Raw genomic sequence first — 15,282 nt, forward strand, 5'->3', positions numbered from 1 at the left:
TATCCATCAGCAGGCAAAACCGCCGGCTGATCGGGGAGGCCAGTACATGGAGCGAGACATCGCGCCGGTTGTATGGGAGGCCGGACCCGGCCTCATGGCCGAGCCGGCTCACCACTAACACATCCGGGCTTGCGCCCGGGGCTGGAGTCGATGTGGCTACTTCTGAACAACTGCCCGCGGTCCTTTCAGACCAGGGAGAGAAAGCTACCTCTCGCGCCATGCGAGCCACCTTGGAAACCGGTGCAGCGGAAGACGCTGCGGCCGGTTTTGCTGTTTCTGGAAGGGAAGCCACCATCCACACCTTTGTGATCGACACCTCCGTCCTGCTCTCCGACCCCCGTGCGTTGCTCCGCTTTGCCGAACATGAGGTCATCGTGCCGGTTGTGGTCATCACCGAGCTTGAGGCCAAGCGGCACGATCCCGAACTGGGCTACTTCGCCCGGAAGGCACTGCGGCTCCTCGACGACCTGCGGATCAAACACGGCGGCCTGAACCGGCCCATTCCCATCGGTGACGACGGCGGCACCCTCGAGGTGGAACTGAACCACATTTCCTCAGAGGTGCTTCCGCTGGGTTTCCGCAGCGGAGACAACGACAGCCGCATCCTCGCCGTCGCGAAGAATCTAGCGAATGAAGGCCGGAACGTCACCGTTGTGTCCAAGGACCTGCCGATGCGCGTCAAAGCCTCGGCGATGGGCCTCACCGCCGACGAGTACCGCAACGAGCTGGTAAAGGACTCAGGCTGGACCGGGGTGGCCGAGGTCGAAGCCGGCGAACAGGAAATCAACACGCTCTACGGGCACGAGCCCGTCTTCATCCCGGCGGCCGCTGAACTGCCGGTCAACACCGGACTGGTGCTGCTGTCCAACCGGGGCTCGGCCCTCGGCCGTGTCGGCCCCGACAAGCAGGTCCGCCTGGTGAAAGGTGACCGCGACGTTTTCGGCCTGCACGGACGGTCCGCGGAACAGCGGCTGGCCATCGACATGCTGATGGATCCCGCCGTCGGGATCGTGTCCATCGGAGGCCGGGCCGGAACCGGCAAGTCGGCGCTTGCCCTGTGCGCCGGCCTGGAGGCGGTGCTGGAGCGCCGCGAGCACCGCAAGGTGATCGTGTTCCGGCCGCTCTACGCGGTGGGCGGACAGGAGCTCGGCTACCTCCCCGGTTCCGAGTCCGAAAAAATGAACCCTTGGGCGCAGGCTGTTTTTGACACCCTCGGCGCACTGGTGAGCCAGGAGGTGGTGGAGGAGGTCATGGACCGCGGCATGCTTGAGGTCATGCCCCTCACCCACATCCGCGGCCGCTCGCTCCACGATGCTTTTGTGATCGTGGACGAGGCCCAGTCGCTTGAAAAGAATGTCCTGCTCACGGTCATGAGCCGCATCGGCCAGAACTCGAAGATCGTCCTCACCCACGACGTCGCCCAGCGCGACAACCTCCGCGTCGGACGCCACGACGGAATCGCCGCCGTCGTCGAAACCCTGAAAGGACACCCGCTCTTCGGCCACATCACCCTCACCCGCTCCGAGCGTTCCCCCATCGCAGCCCTGGTAACAGAACTCCTCGAAGGCTAAGTCACCTGGGCAAGGGGCCGTGGCCAGGTTCGCCGGGCCACGGCCCTTGTGCGTGCCGTGTTTCGGTTCGTCCGGTCCCAGTCCTTCGCCGGGCCCCGGCCCTTTTGCGCGGGGCTACGGCCCTTTTGCGAGTGTCAGTGGTTGGGTTCGCGGGGCTACGGCCCTTCTCCGTCGCTTAGACACACCGCATAGGGCCGCCTTCGGTCGCTGAGCGACCTCCGGCGGCCGATGCGTCGCGATGCGCTCCTACGAGAAGGACCGCAACCCCGCTCGAGCGTTTCTTCCTCCTGCAAGGCGAGTCTTGGCACACGTCCGGTCCGAGTGCTTCGCGTAGGAGCGCATCGCCGACCAGAGCGTTGCGCAGGTCGCCCAGCGACCGGAGCGACGCGGCGGGAGGTGTCTAAGCGACGGCGAAGTGCTGGGGGCGGACGAACCCAGACACGTCAAACTCGCTCAGGTAACCCTGAGGAAGTGGGCTACTGGTTCGTGGCCCTGAACCTCCAGGGTCCAGTCGGGGCGTTTGAATGTCTGCGGGGTGAGGCCGACGTGCTGGACTGTTTCTGCCTTGGTGCCCCAGGCTTTCCGGGTGGTGCCGTTGAGTTCGTAGCCGAGGGAGCGGGAGACGCCGAGGGAGGCTTCGTTCCAGGTGGCGGCCTCGGATTCTGCGACTTCGGCGCCCAGCCAGTCAAAGGCCCAGAGTGCGACGGCGCTGCGCATCTCCTTGCCGAAGCCGCGGCCCTGTACGGACTGCTTCAGCCACGATCCGGTGCTGACTGTCCTGAGGGCGGCGAAGTCCTTGGCCCCGACGTCCTGGCAGCCGATGAATCGGCCTTCGTGCCAGATGCCGAGGAGCAGTGTCCACGATTCCGGGGTGCATTCGGCGCGGCACCGCCAGTACCAGCGGGCCATCTTGGGGCCCAACTCCTCCTCCGGCAACTCTGTCCAGGGGGTGCTGAACGGGTTCCTGCCAGCGTCGTGGATCCCGCTGCGGGCGGCTTCCACTGCCGGCGCGATGTCCTCATCCAGGATGGGGCGCAGCTCCAGCCGCGGCGTGGTCAGCTTTAGCTCGAACAGCGGCCAGATGGAGCTTGGGGTAGTCATCCGCGAAGCCTAGCGGATCGGCGACGACGGGTCTGTCGACTCAGGCCGGGATGTCCCAACTGATATGCCGCCGGACATCGGTGAGGTTCATGGACTGGGCCAGGAAGAGATCGTCGAGCATGTACTCGTCGACGGCGATGATGCGCAGCCAATGCCCGTGTTCTTCCGCCCCGGGTTCCAACGATTGGCTTGCCACGCACACACCTGTGCCCAGGTCCACCCTGATCCGTGACTTTCCCGGCAGGCACAACGGCGCCGCGGGATGCGCGGGATGGTAAGTGGGGGTGGGTGCCACCACTGCTTCCAGGACCGGACGGCCCTCATGCTCCCGCTGGCTGACCCCGTGCACTTCCACGGTATTGCTGCCGGGGAATTCGATGGGCACCGGGGCGTTGCCGGCCAGTTCCACCGGGTCCAGGGCCGCGGAAAACCGTCCGTTTCCGAATCCCGGCTCACCGTAGGCTGCTTCCGGCCGGCGCCGCACGAGGCCCTGGCCGTCGTAGACGGGCGTGACCAGATGCGGCGGGAGGAGCCAGGACTTCCGGGTGGCACTGACGTATAAGCCGTCCTTGGAATCGTTGATTCCGGTGGTGCTGTGCAGGACAAGTCCGTCCCCGGTTTCGAGCCGGAGTGCGCCCGGGCGGCGCAGCCATGCCCGCACCAGGGGTGCTGCCGGGCTGGGTGCCTCGGCGAAGGGCTCGTCCCAGTATTCAAAGCGCAGGGACTGCCACTTCCAGGGGGAGGACCTGCAAAGATTCCGGAACATGGCCGGATCAGCGGCGGCTGAACTGCTGTCCGGAGTCGTCCGGTGACGGGAGTCCCAAGTCGCCATATCCACAGTTTACGCGCGGGCGCTGCAGGGGCCAGCGGAAATCCAGTAGCATCCGAGGGTGATCCAACGACTGGGCGAACTATGGCAGCACACCCCGCCGGCCTTTTGGCTGGTGCTTGCTGCTTGTGCCTACTTCCTGGTGATGGCTGTCAGGCTCACCGTTATCGACGTCCGGCATCACCTCCTGCCCAACCGCATCGTCTTCCCGTCTTACGCCGTGGCCGGTGCACTCCTGCTCGCGGCGGCAGTTTTTGCCGGGGCGGGAATCGGCGCGGTCCAAAGTACTGGTGGTTCGCTGGCCGGCCTGATGGCCGTGCCGGCCCTCCGGATCGTGGCCGGTGGGGCCATCCTGTGGCTTTTCTACTTCCTGCTCCGGTTTGTGTACCCGCCGGGGATGGGATTCGGCGACGTGAAACTGGCCGGAGTCCTGGGCATGTATCTTGGCTATCTTGGCTGGGGCCACCTGTTTGCAGGTACCTTCCTGGCGTTCCTGCTGGGCGGCCTGTGGTCCCTTGCCTTGCTCGCCGCGCGCAGGGGGACCCTGAAATCGTCCATTCCGTTCGGGCCGTTTATGCTCGCCGGCGCCGCGGCGGCGATGCTGCTGCCCGCCTGAAAGGCCGGACCAGCCTGGGGCGCAGGCAGTTCGGTAGGCTGGCTTAATGCCTGCGCCTGACTACGTCCTGAAACTCCGCAAGAAAATCGGCAACGATCCCCTCTGGGTCCCCGGCGTCCGGGGCGTGGTGGTTGATGACGCCGGCCGCGTCCTGCTGGCCCGGCGGGCGGACAACAGGCAGTGGGCCCTGATCAGCGGAATGCTCGATCCGGGGGAGCAGCCGGCGAGCGGCCTGGTGCGGGAGATTTTCGAGGAGACGGCGGTGGTGGCCGAACCGGAGCGCGTTGTCTCCGTCGGCGCGGTGGGCCGAAGCTGCCCATTTCGAACCCTGACCGCAACCCGCCCGGCCTAGGGTCCGGGCGGAGAACAGGGTCGCCGCAACCCCCAATGTTGCGGCGCCCCTCGCGGCGGTCCGGACGACGACGGCGGTCAGTGGCGCTGGGAGACCAGTTCGCCGTCGTCGTCCTTGACGCTGTCCTGAACCCCGGCGGCTTCCGTCGTGAGCGCAGCAGCGGCAGCCAGCCCGGCGGCGAGGCGCTCAGCCTCCTCACCACCGACGGCTTCGCCGCGGGCCACCATACCGGCGGTGTCCGAGAGCGGGATCTGCTTCAGCGTCAGCGCCAGGAGCAGCGCCACGGCAATGAACGGGATCAGGTACCAGAAGACCGGAGCGAGCGACTCGGCGTAGGCGTTGACGATGGCATCGCGCAGCTGCTCCGGAAGCTGGTTCAGCGCCTGCGGATCCAGGGTGCTGGTGGACTGCGATGCCTGCTCGGCGGACGCGCCGGCGCCGGTAAAGGCGCGGGTCAGGGACTCGGAGAGCCGGTTGGTGAAGATCGAGCCGAAGATGGCCACGCCCATCGCCGCGCCTACCTCACGGAAGTAGTTGTTGGTGCTGGTGGCGGTGCCGATCTGGTCGGCCGGGACGGAGTTCTGCACCACCAGGACCACCACCTGCATGATCAGGCCCAGGCCGGCGCCGAAGAGGAACAGCTGGACACAGATGACCCAGATGGGGGTGCTGGCGGCGAGGGTGGTCATCCACAGCATCGCGGCCAGGGTGAAGACGGCGCCCAGGATAGGGAACATCTTGTACTTGCCGGTCTTGGAAATCCGGATGCCCGAGTAGATGGACGTGCCCATGAGTCCGGCCATCATGGGCAGCATCAGCAGGCCCGATTCTGCCGCGGACGTACCCGAGGACATCTGCAGGAAGGTGGGGACGAACGCGATGGCGGAGAACATGCCCAGGCCCAGGGTGAAGCCGATGGCGGTGGCGTTGATGAAGATCCGGTTCCGGAACAGGCTCAGCGGGATGATGGGATCTTCCGCGCGGCGCTCCACCATCACGAAGGCCGCTGCCGACACGATCAGGCCTCCACCAAAGGCCCACGTGAGGGGTGAATCCCAGCCCTCGTCCTTCTTGCCGCCAAAGTCGGTGAAGAAAATCAGGCAGGTGGTGGCGGCGGACAGCAGGACGACGCCCAGGACGTCGATCCGCTTTTCGGCCTTCTTGTTGGGCAGCGTCAGGGCGAACCAGGCAATGGCGAACGCGGCAAGGCCTACTGGGATGTTGATGTAGAAGGCCCATTCCCAGGTGAGGTGGTCCACGAAGAAGCCGCCCAGCAGCGGACCGGCCACGGCGGAGAGTCCGAAGATGGCGCCGAGAGGGCCCATGTACTTGCCGCGCTCCTTGGCGGGCACGATGTCGGCGATGATCGCCTGGGAAAGGATCATCAGGCCGCCGCCGCCCAGGCCCTGGATGGCGCGGAAGATGACGAAGCCCCAGAAATCGGCGGCCAGTGCGCAGCCCACTGACGCCAGGGTGAAGAGTGCGATGGCCACAAGGAAGAGGTTGCGCCTGCCGAGGACGTCACCGAATTTGCCGTAGATGGGCATCACGATGGTAGTGGCCAGCAGGTACGCGGTGGTGATCCAGGCCTGGTGCTCCACCCCGCCCAGCTTGCCCACGATGGTGGGCATGGCCGTGGAGACGATGGTCTGGTCCAGGCTGGACAGCAGCATTCCGGCGATCAGCGCGGAGAAGATGATCCAGATGCGTTTCTGGGTCAGCAGCAGGGGACCCGCTGGTGGCTTGGTGGCGATACTCATGGTTGTCCTTCTGCGGCGGTGGTTTCCGGCTGTTCGAATGGCTGGGAGAAGAGGAGGCTGGCTGCAGAAATGTTCTCCATCAGCAGCTCTTTGTAGGGGCGGGTGTTGCCGTCGGCGAAGTAGGCCATGCTGCTTTTCCGGGCGATGGTGCTGAGCAGCGCGACGGCCATCTGGACCACAGGGTGGTCAGTGGCGACGCCTTCCCGCTGGGCCACGTCACGGGCAAACTGCGCTTCCCGCCGCTCAGTGACTCCAATAAGGCGGAGGATCAGCTGCGGCTCCTTTTTGACCACAGCGATCAGCTGGCGGGTTTCCTCCTCCGAGGCCTCCATATCCTCGGACAGCCGCAATGAAAGCCGGACGAGGTCCCGGAAGAGGGTGGAGGACATTTCTCCCGGCGGTGAGGAGGCGCCGCCGTTGATGAACTCCTGGAGGATGTCAGCGGGCATGTCGTCGTCCGCGTGTCCGATCACGGCGTCTTCCTTGGCCGGAAAGTAGTTGAAGAACGTGCGGCGGGAGATGTCGGCGCGCTCGCAGACTTCCTCGACGGTGTAGCCGTTCAGGCCGCGCTCAGCAGTCAGGGCGCGGGCGGCAGCAGTAATGGCCGCCCGGGTTGCGGCGCGTTTCCGTTCACGGAGCCCGCCTTCGATTACTGCACTATCATTCACAAAGTAAAGTTTTGCACTATTTCTGGCTCAGTGCAAGTTTCCTTCGGTCCCCGAACTTGCGGGGAGGAGGTGAGGGCAGGCAGCAGCACGACGACGGCCGGCACCTTTCGTGTGAAAGGTACCGGCCGTCGTCGAACTTGGGCGGATAGTGCCGGGGCTAGGCCTTGTGGGCGGGGGCCGTCATCGTGGTGACATCAAGGGCCTTGTCGAGGTCGGCCTCGGAGACCTTGCCTTCGCCGTCGCCGACGAAGCCGAGCTTCTCGGTGGCCTGGCGGACAGTGAGGCCCTCGGCTACTGCGGTCTTGGCGATCTTGGCGGCGTTCTCGTAGCCGATGTACTTGTTCAGCGGCGTCACGATGGACGGCGAGGCCTCGGCCAGGAAGCGGGCGCGCTCCACATTGGCCGTGATGCCGTCGATCATCTTGTCCGCCATGACGCGGCTGGTGTTGGCCAGCAGGCGGATGGACTCGAGCAGGTTGGAGGCCATGACGGGGATGCCAACGTTCAGTTCGAAGGCGCCGTTGGTGCCGGACCACGCGATGGCGGTGTCGTTGCCGATGACCTGGGCGGCCACCATGATGGACGCCTCGCAGATGACCGGGTTGACCTTGCCGGGCATGATCGAGGAGCCGGGCTGCAGGTCCGGGATGGCGATCTCGCCCAGTCCCGTGTTGGGGCCCGAACCCATCCAGCGGAGATCGTTGTTGATCTTCATGAACGAGATGGCAATGTTGCGCAGCTGGCTGGAGGCTTCGATGAGGCCGTCGCGGTTGGCCTGGGCCTCGAAGTGGTCGCGCGCCTCGGTCAGCGGGAGGCCGGTGTCGGTGGCGAGCAGTTCGATCACGCGCTCCGGGAAGCCGGCCGGAGTGTTGATGCCGGTGCCCACGGCCGTGCCGCCGAGGGGAACTTCGGCAACCCGGGGGAGTGAGGCGTTGATGCGCTCGGTGCCGTAGCGGACCTGCGCGGCGTAGCCGCCGAACTCCTGGCCGAGCATTACCGGCGTGGCATCCATGAGGTGGGTGCGGCCGGACTTAACGACGTCCTTGAACTCCACGGCCTTGCGCTCCAGCGACTCGGCCAGGTAGTCGAGGGCCGGGATGAGGTCGTTGATCAGGGCCGACGTGGCAGCGACGTGCACCGACGTGGGGAAGACGTCGTTGGAGGACTGCGAGGCGTTGACATGGTCGTTCGGGTGGACAACCTTGTCGCTGCCCGCAGCCTTCAGGGCACGCGAGGCGAGCTCGGCGATGACCTCGTTGGTGTTCATATTCGAGGACGTGCCGGAGCCCGTCTGGAAGACGTCGATGGGGAAGTCGCGGTCGTACTTTCCGGCAGCCACCTCATCCGCTGCGTCTGCGATGGCCTTGGCAAGCTCGCCATCGAGCACACCCAGTTCAGCGTTGGCCTGGGCGGCAGCTTTCTTGACCCGGGCCAGTGCTTCAATGTGCGCACGTTCCAGGGTCTTGCCGGAGATCGGGAAGTTCTCCACTGCCCGCTGCGTCTGCGCGCGGTACAGTGCGTTCACGGGGACGCGGACTTCGCCCATCGTGTCATGTTCAATGCGGAACTCTTCAGTGGAAGTCATGGGGCTAGCTTAGGGCGATCCGGCATCCCATCGAAAACCGTGAAGAGCATGCTACGGGCGGGTTTTTGCCCGTGCCCTAGAGCTCGCCGATCCCGGAAACCACGTTGGCGCGGCCCTCCGCGAGGCTGTACGAGAGGCCTATAACGGCGGTGCGTCCGCTTTCAATTGCGTCCGAAATCACACGGGAGCTGTCCACCAGCCGCTGGGACGTCTGCTTGACGTGCTCCACCACCATGTCATTGACCTCATGCTTTTCCTGGCGCATGGAGGTGAGGACCGACGGCGTGATGCGCTCCACCAGGTCACGGATGAAGCCCGGCGGCATCTCGCCGGTGTCAACGGCGTCCTTGGTCGCGCTGACGGCCCCGCAGCTGTCATGGCCCAGGATGGCGATCAGCGGCACCCCAAGCACGCCCACGCTGTACTCCAGCGAGCCGAGGACGGCGTCGTCAATGACCTGTCCTGCCGTGCGCACCACAAAGACGTCACCGAGGCCGACGTCGAAAATGATTTCCGCGGCGAGCCGTGAGTCCGAGCAGCCGAAAATCACGGCGAAGGGGTGCTGGTTCTCCACAAGCGAGGACCTGCGTGAGGAGTCCTGGTTCGGGTGGGAGGATTCACCGGCGACGAAGCGTTCGTTTCCTTCACGCATCCGGCGCCAGGCAAGGGCAGGAGTCAGGTAGGTAGTCACCCTCCTTACTTTATGGGGCAGGAGTGGGCGAGGGTGAAACTGTGACGGCGGGATTGCTGTCCAGGGACTTCACGACGGCGTCTGCCAGGGTGGCGAATTCGTCCAGTGGGGCGGCTCCGGAGAGGATGACGGTGGTTCCGCGGTACTCGAGCACCATTGATTTTTCGCCCTTGCCCGTGTCGCGGAGTTCCCATTCCCGGCCGCCGGCGTTGCGGGTTCCGGTGACGGGTGCGTTCCGGGTCTGCTGGAGGAGCCAGGTGGGGTTTGCGGTGCGGGTCTGGACGAGTCCAATGAAGGACTCCTTGGGCGTGATGTAGCCGACCTCCCAGGCAGGCACCCCGCTTGCCGTGCCGGCTTCCCACCTGGCGTAGTTCGGCCGGAAGGTGTTGCCGGTGTCCGGCGCCACCGGTGTGAATCCGGCCACATCTGTTGCGTTCCGGGCTGCGGCGCTGACGTCGATGTCAGGCCGGTAGCCGTCGCTGTTGGGGGACGGGTTCATCAGGACAATGGGCAGGAACGCCGCGATGCTGACCGCAAGTGCAATGATCATGCCGATCACCGAGGCGTTGGCCCGCTTGGCCGCAGCAGCCGGAATTACAGGCTTAACCGGCGCCGGCCCGCCGGCTGCGGCGGTTCCGCTGTTGCTTCCGGATCCGGCTGGTTCGGGGGTGGGGCTGGTCTTTTCCTGCATTTCGCTCACCCCTCCATAGTCCCTCATCCCGGTGCCCAACTCACACTCGCCAATGCGGCGGCGGACCGCCGCTTCCGGCAGGAGGGACGGGCACATTGCGGCGCCGCGTCATGCCGCAGCCCGAAGGCGGTGCCGCGACTATGATCGATATCAGAGGAATCACCGCTCAGCTGTTCCGGCGGAGCGGGTTCAATGATCGCCACTCGAAGAAGAGGTTCACGTGTCACCAGCGTCCATGACCCAGAAATACTCCACGATCTCCCCGTCCCTGGCAGTGGGACATGACGAGCCGGACCGCAACCTTGCCCTCGAGCTTGTCCGCGTCACCGAGGCAGCTGCCATCGCCGGCGGGCACTGGGTTGGCTTCGGCGACAAGAACACGGCCGACGGCGCCGCCGTCGACGCCATGCGCTCGTTCCTCCAGACCGTCCACTTCAACGGTGTAGTGGTCATCGGCGAAGGCGAAAAAGACGAAGCCCCGATGCTCTTCAACGGCGAGCGGGTGGGTGACGGCACCGGTCCCGAGTGCGACGTCGCCGTCGACCCCATCGACGGAACCAGGTTGACCGCGCTCGGCATCAACAACGCCCTTGCCGTGCTGGCAGTGGCCGAACGCGGCTCCATGTTCGACCCCTCAGCGGTGTTCTACATGGAGAAACTCGTCACCGGCCCGGAAGCTGCGGACATGGTGGACCTCCGCCTGCCCGTGAAGCAGAACCTGCACCTGATCGCCAAGGCCAAGGGCGTGAAGGTCAACCAGCTCAACGTGATGATCCTTGACCGCGACCGGCACCGTCCGCTCGTGGAGGAAATCCGTGAAGCCGGCGCCCGCACCAAGTTCATTATGGACGGGGACGTTGCCGGGGCCATCGCCGCAGCACGTTCCGGCACCGGCGTTGACGCGCTGATGGGTATCGGCGGCACGCCCGAAGGCATCGTCGCGGCCTGCGCCATCAAGTCCCTGGGCGGCGTGATCCAGGGCCGCCTCTGGCCTACCAGCGACGAGGAAAAGCAGAAGGCGATCGACGCCGGCCACGACCTCGAGCGGGTCCTCTCCACGAACGACCTCGTCTCCAGCGACAACTGCTACTTTGCTGCAACCGGCATCACCGACGGCGACCTGCTCAAGGGCGTCCGGTACTCCAAGGACAAGGTCCTCACCCAGTCCATCGTGATGCGTTCCAAGTCCGGCACCATCCGTTTTGTGGACGGCGAGCACCAGGCCAGCAAGTGGGAAGGGTACGCCCGCAAGAGCTGATCCCCTGCCTGCCTGACACCGATCCCCGCAGCGCCCAGCGTGCTCCGGGGATTTGGCGTTTCAGGCCTTGGTATAGGGTTGAAGCCATGATTCCTGCTGTTGTGCCCTGTACTGACCGCGCCCTCTGGGACGAATACGTTGACCGGTTTCAGGGACATCCGCAGCAGCTGTGGGGCTGGGGCGAGACCAAAGCGATGCACGGCTGGTCCGTGGAACGGGTGCTGGTCAACGACGCCGGCAAGACCGTCGGTTGTGCCCAGTTGCTGGTCCGCCGGCTCCCGTTCCCCTTCCGCGCCCTGGTCTACATTCCCCGCGGCCCGATGTGTTCAGTGGAAGACGCCGCGGCCGTCCTGGCCGGCCTGGCGGACCATGCGGCCGTCCGCCACCGCGGAGTGGCGCTGAGCATCGAACCGGATTGGGACGCCGACTCCGCCTTCGCCGGTGCCGTGGCCGCCGCCGGTTTCCGGGCCACCACCAATACCGTGCTGATTCCGCGGACGCTGATCCTGGACCTCACCAGGACGGACGATGAACTGATGGCGGAAATGTCCAAGTCCACCCGGGCGAACATCCGCAAGGCCATGCGCAGCGACGTCGAGTTCCGCAAGGTCAAGAATGACGCCGAGCTCGACCAAGTGCTTGCGATCTATCACGAGACCGCCGAGCGTGCCGGCTTCGGCATCCATGAAGACCAGTACTACCGCGACATCTTCAAGAACATGGGGGACGGGTCACCGATCATCGCCGCGTTCGACGGCGAACAGATGCTGGCCTTCGTCTGGCTGGCCAGGAGCGGGGCCACCGCCTTCGAACTCTATGGAGGCGTCTCGGCTGTTGGACAGAAGCAGCGGGTGAACTACGGCGTGAAATGGGCCGCCCTGCAGGCCATGCGCGAAGACGGATGCTCCCGCTACGACTTCAACGGCCTCCTCAACGACGGCATCTCCGACTTCAAGAAGCAGTTCGCCAAGCACGAAAGCATGCTCCTTGGAACTTGGGAAAAACCGCTCTCGCCGTTCTACCCCGCGTACGCCCAGGCCATGCCCCTGGCCCGCCGCGGACTCCAGCAGGGGCGGCGGCTCCTGAAGACCGCGGCCGGCCGCCTTCGGCCAGTGATCCGGAAGCTGCGCCCGGGCAGCTAGCCGCGTCAGGAAAAGGGCGACGACGGCACCCGCCCCGGGTGCCGTCGTCGCCCTTTTACTGTTACTGGCCCCGCGCTGCAGCCTGGGGCAAACCGGTGGTCACGGCGAACGCCAGCGCCGGCTCGGTGCTGCCCGCCACGGGATGAACGTTGACGGGTGCCTCGGCCGCCGCCAGGAAGGCGCTGCCGCCGCGTGAGAGTTTCAGGTCGCCCTTGGGGGAATCCAGGTAAATGTCCCCGGCCACCACAATCACCACTGCGGCGCCGGACTGTGCCAGCGGAACGGGGCCCCCGTCCGGGGCGAGCTCGATGCGCTGGAGCTGGAATTCCTCGAAGGGCGGCCGGAACAGCTCCTGGTCCATCACGGTCCGCTCGGCCGGAAGCATCGGCACGGCGACAGGCTGGAAGTCGATGGTCCGCAGCAGTTCCGGGACGTCCACGAATTTCGGCGTAAGCCCGCCGCGCAGCACGTTGTCAGAGGACGCCATGACCTCTACGCCGAGCCCGTGAAGGTAGGCATGAACGTTCCCCGCCGGCAGGTAGACCGACTCACCCGGCTCCAGCGAGATGCGGTTGAGCAGCAGTGAGATCAGCACTCCGGGGTCACCCGGGTATTTCTCGTTGAGGCTGATCACCGTGGCCAGTTCAGTTTCGTAAGGTGCCAGCGGGGCTCCGGACAGCAGCGCGGCAACCACCAGGGCAGTGTCGCCGGCCACTGACTTGCCGCCCGTGATCAGCCGCTCGAAGGCCGCCCGGAGGCCCGCGCTTTCATGGGCCGCCTCGAGATCCTCAACCAGGGCACCAATCAGCGCGGGCGCCCCACCTTCCACCGCATCAAAAGCGGCCGCAACATGCTGCAGGATTTCCCGGGTTTGCGCTGCCGGGCGGAAACCGCACAGCGCCTCAAACGGCGTCAGGGCGAAAATCATCTCGGGTTTGTGGTTGTCATCCCGGTAATTCCGGTTGGGGGCGTGTGCGGCGAGGCCCTCGGCGTTCTCCCGGGCAAAGCCGGCCCTGGCCTGCTCAAGGCTCGGATGGACCTGCAGGGACAGCGGCTGGGCGGCAGCCAGGATCTTGGCCAGGAACGGCAGCCTGGGGCCAAAACGCGCCACCGACTCCGCCCCAAGGAAATGCTCGGGATCGCGCGAGATCAGAACGTCCAGAGCAGTGGCCGAGCCGTCCTCCGGAACGCGGGCCACCGAGGGGGAGTCTGGGTGCGCGCCGATCCACAGCTCCGCTTCGGGGCGGCCGGACTCGGCGCGTCCCAGCAGGGCGGCGATCGCCGTCGTCGATCCCCAGGCATAGTCCCGAAGGACGTTCTCAATCTCGTACAAGTCGATGTCCGTTTCCTAGGTCTGGAGGGTGTGCCTACAAAGGGGCGCACTGGCCGTTAGTGGCGACGAGCTGGCGGATGGCCTCTTCATCGCCCTCGAGCTTGAGCTGGGTCAGCATCTCTTCGGTGATGGGCTCACCGTCCGGGGTGGTGGTCACAGGAGTGAAGTCCGACGGCGCGGGAGACTGTTGCGCCGGGGTCCCGCCGGCGGGCGTCAATGCTGCGGGGGAGCGGAGCGCGGCAGCCTGCAGGTGTCCGCCGCCGGTCGGAGCCGCCACCAAGGCGTCATCCGGGAGCCCTGCGGACTGTGCGCCGGACGCAGAGGCCAGGAGCTGGTCCACCCGCTCATGGATAAGGTCGAAGTCAGGAACAGTGGAGAAGGAAGCATCAAAGTCCGGCGGCCCGATGGTGAGCCGCTTGACGTCCTGGCCGCGCGCCTTGATGGCGAGGTCCAGGAAGCTGCCCAGCTGGGCCGAGGAGATGTTGGAATCCACCACCTTGGTTCCGGCGTTTGCGATGTCCTCGAATTTGGACAGCAGGGTGGCGGGATCCAGCTGTTTCAGCATTGCCTGCTGCACGCACTGCTGGCGCTGGATGCGGGAGTAGTCATCCACGTACTCGCGGGACCGGCCGTACCAGAGCGCATGGTCGCCGTCGAGGGTCTGGTCTCCGGCCGGGATCCAACCGATAGGCATGCCGTGGGTCTTGGTGGCCTCATCGAAATAGCCGCTCATGGGCACCCAGCCGCCGGCTTTGATTTTGATTCCGCCCATGGCGTCGATGAGCTTGGAAAAGCCCTCCATGTCCACCAGGACGTAGGCCTGGACGGTAAGGCCCAGCGTTCCGGAGACGGCCTCAAGCGTGGCCTGGGCGCCGGGATCCGCCACTCCCGGGTAGAGGTCCGCGTGCTCGTTGGTCACTTCGGTGTTGATGGCGTTGATCAGGCACTCGTCGCCGCAGTTGTAGCCGTCAGGGTAGATGGCCCGCATAGGGGAGTCCGCACTGAACTGGGCGTTCTGGAAGTTCCGTGGGATGGAGATGATGGCTGTCTGGCCGGTCTTGGCGTCCACGCTCAAAACGGAAAGACTGTCGGGGCGCCGTCCGGTGCGGTCATCTCCGGCGTCTCCGCCCATCATCAGGAAGTTGTAGCGGCCTTCCACCGGTTCCATGGCGGGGCCCGCGGAAAAGATGCTGCCGATGGCATTCCGTCCCACGTTGAGCAGGTAGGCAGCGTAGCCGAGTGAGCCGCTGCCCAGGACCATTGCCAGCACGAGGGAAATCACGACGGCGGGCCGGGCCGGCGGCGCCAGCAGCACCGGGCGGATGAGCCTCAGGGTGTTGATGAACAGGATTGCCCAGCCGGCCGCCAGTGCCACCATCACGATGATGATGGCGAGCGAGGCGAAGGGATTGGTGATGAGGTTGATGAGCAGGGGCCGGTTGGCCAGCAGCAGGATGACTGCCAGCGCCAGTGCTGCCCAGACGCAAAGCGTCACCCGCAGCGCGGCGCGGCCGAGTTTGCGGTCGCCCGCCACGAGCTGGGCGCTGCCGGGAACCAGAAGCGTCATGAGTACAAGCACAAAGCCGCGCTTGGTCCGGACCTGGGGAGAGGCGCTGACCGGGTAGCGCACGGGGTCGGTCAGCGCAGTGTCCGAAGCCGACTGCTGGATCTTGCTGCTGGACATG

At 65.7% G+C, this 15,282-nt stretch carries 13 protein-coding genes and 1 pseudogene; 5 read left to right on the forward strand and 9 right to left on the reverse strand.

The features are described from left to right. The first annotated feature begins 152 nt into the window (after positions 1 to 152). Positions 153 to 1,571, forward strand: coding sequence for a PhoH family protein (locus QFZ36_RS19180; RefSeq protein ID WP_306638683.1), 1,419 nt, complete (start codon positions 153 to 155; stop codon positions 1,569 to 1,571). A gap of 453 nt (positions 1,572 to 2,024) precedes the next feature. Here QFZ36_RS19180 and QFZ36_RS19185 read toward each other — a convergent pair whose 3' ends face one another. Together QFZ36_RS19185 and QFZ36_RS19190 are read right to left on the reverse strand one after the other, a co-directional pair. Next, the gene (locus QFZ36_RS19185; RefSeq protein WP_306638685.1) at positions 2,025 to 2,672 is read right to left on the reverse strand and encodes a GNAT family N-acetyltransferase; all 648 of its coding nucleotides are present in this window, start codon (positions 2,670 to 2,672) and stop codon (positions 2,025 to 2,027) included. 40 nt (positions 2,673 to 2,712) lie between these two features. After that, positions 2,713 to 3,504: a hypothetical protein gene (locus QFZ36_RS19190; protein WP_306638686.1), complete on the reverse strand. Its 792-nt coding sequence runs from the start codon at positions 3,502 to 3,504 to the stop codon at positions 2,713 to 2,715. Between the two features lie 58 nt (positions 3,505 to 3,562). On the opposite strand from QFZ36_RS19190, the gene QFZ36_RS19195 reads away from it, so the two are divergent. Together QFZ36_RS19195 and QFZ36_RS19200 are read left to right on the forward strand one after the other, a co-directional pair. Next, a complete protein-coding gene (locus QFZ36_RS19195) occupies positions 3,563 to 4,117 on the forward strand; it encodes a prepilin peptidase (RefSeq protein ID WP_306638687.1) in 555 nt (184 codons plus the stop codon). 46 nt (positions 4,118 to 4,163) lie between these two features. Continuing rightward, a pseudogene (locus QFZ36_RS19200) lies at positions 4,164 to 4,424 on the forward strand (NUDIX domain-containing protein); the annotation flags it as partial. Between the two features lie 122 nt (positions 4,425 to 4,546). On the opposite strand, the gene QFZ36_RS19205 reads toward QFZ36_RS19200, so the two are convergent. The 5 genes from QFZ36_RS19205 to QFZ36_RS19225 all read right to left on the reverse strand — a co-directional run bounded on the left by QFZ36_RS19205 (position 4,547) and on the right by QFZ36_RS19225 (position 9,864). Next, entirely contained in the window at positions 4,547 to 6,229 is a 1,683-nt protein-coding gene (locus tag QFZ36_RS19205; protein ID WP_306638688.1) for an MDR family MFS transporter, read from the reverse strand. Next, positions 6,226 to 6,897, reverse strand: a complete 672-nt coding sequence (locus QFZ36_RS19210) for a TetR/AcrR family transcriptional regulator (protein ID WP_306638689.1) — start codon at positions 6,895 to 6,897, stop codon at positions 6,226 to 6,228. Before QFZ36_RS19210 ends, QFZ36_RS19205 begins: the two co-directional genes overlap by 4 nt. 157 nt (positions 6,898 to 7,054) lie before the next feature. Next, positions 7,055 to 8,482, reverse strand: a complete 1,428-nt coding sequence (locus tag QFZ36_RS19215; RefSeq protein WP_306638690.1) for a class II fumarate hydratase — start codon at positions 8,480 to 8,482, stop codon at positions 7,055 to 7,057. A 76-nt stretch (positions 8,483 to 8,558) separates the two neighbouring features. Then, positions 8,559 to 9,173, reverse strand: coding sequence for a carbonic anhydrase (locus QFZ36_RS19220; RefSeq protein ID WP_306638691.1), 615 nt, complete (start codon positions 9,171 to 9,173; stop codon positions 8,559 to 8,561). 10 nt (positions 9,174 to 9,183) lie between these two features. After that, positions 9,184 to 9,864 carry a DUF4245 domain-containing protein gene (locus tag QFZ36_RS19225; protein WP_306639284.1) on the reverse strand — a complete coding sequence of 227 codons (681 nt, stop codon included), beginning with the start codon at positions 9,862 to 9,864 and terminating at the stop codon, positions 9,184 to 9,186. Between the two features lie 235 nt (positions 9,865 to 10,099). Between QFZ36_RS19225 and glpX the strand changes: the two genes are divergently transcribed. Together glpX and QFZ36_RS19235 are read left to right on the forward strand one after the other, a co-directional pair. Beyond that, the gene (gene glpX, locus QFZ36_RS19230; RefSeq protein WP_200833416.1) at positions 10,100 to 11,122 is read left to right on the forward strand and encodes a class II fructose-bisphosphatase; all 1,023 of its coding nucleotides are present in this window, start codon (positions 10,100 to 10,102) and stop codon (positions 11,120 to 11,122) included. An 86-nt stretch (positions 11,123 to 11,208) separates the two neighbouring features. Next, positions 11,209 to 12,264 carry a lipid II:glycine glycyltransferase FemX gene (locus QFZ36_RS19235; protein WP_306638692.1) on the forward strand — a complete coding sequence of 352 codons (1,056 nt, stop codon included), beginning with the start codon at positions 11,209 to 11,211 and terminating at the stop codon, positions 12,262 to 12,264. A 61-nt stretch (positions 12,265 to 12,325) separates the two neighbouring features. Here the strand turns inward: QFZ36_RS19235 and manA are convergent, their stop codons facing one another. Next, complete coding sequence (gene manA, locus QFZ36_RS19240; protein ID WP_306638694.1) at positions 12,326 to 13,597, reverse strand: mannose-6-phosphate isomerase, class I; 1,272 nt, start codon at positions 13,595 to 13,597, stop codon at positions 12,326 to 12,328. 34 nt (positions 13,598 to 13,631) lie between these two features. Further along, on the reverse strand, positions 13,632 to 15,281 hold the full coding sequence (locus QFZ36_RS19245; protein ID WP_306638696.1) for an LCP family protein: 1,650 nt from the start codon (positions 15,279 to 15,281) through the stop codon (positions 13,632 to 13,634). Position 15,282 lies beyond the last annotated feature (1 nt).

It is taken from the genome of Pseudarthrobacter siccitolerans, assembly GCF_030823375.1.
In the GTDB taxonomy this organism is placed as follows: Bacteria; Actinomycetota; Actinomycetes; order Actinomycetales; family Micrococcaceae; genus Arthrobacter; species Arthrobacter siccitolerans_A.